Genomic DNA, 278 nt, shown 5'->3' on the forward strand with positions numbered 1-278 from the left:
TCTGGGTTGGTAATATTTCTTCAGCGAACCAGTTGCGATGCGAATCTCAGAGAAGATGAGATTTGTCGAGCTGGAGCTGATGTGCATGCCAAATAGCCTGGCTGGGTTGTATATGCTCATAGTGAAGGAGCCATTCACTGTTATCATCCTTGTCGGCACACCAGAGAAGTCCGATCCCTCCCCAACGTACAGGTTTGTTACTGTCAAGCTCTGAACTGTAACTTGCAGTCTCTGAGTTCTGCTAACTCCCCACATGATCAAACAGAACAAGCTGAACG

At 47.5% G+C, this 278-nt stretch carries 1 protein-coding gene; it reads right to left on the minus strand.

Annotated features, from left to right (window positions below):
* On the minus strand, nucleotides 1-207 hold a 207-nt coding region (locus C6N31_RS44960), incomplete at its 3' end, for a hypothetical protein (protein WP_232486378.1).
* Between the last annotated feature and the right edge of the window lie 71 nt (nucleotides 208-278).

It is taken from the genome of Streptomyces fildesensis, assembly GCF_016107395.1.
Taxonomy (GTDB): Bacteria; Actinomycetota; Actinomycetes; order Streptomycetales; family Streptomycetaceae; genus Actinacidiphila; species Actinacidiphila fildesensis.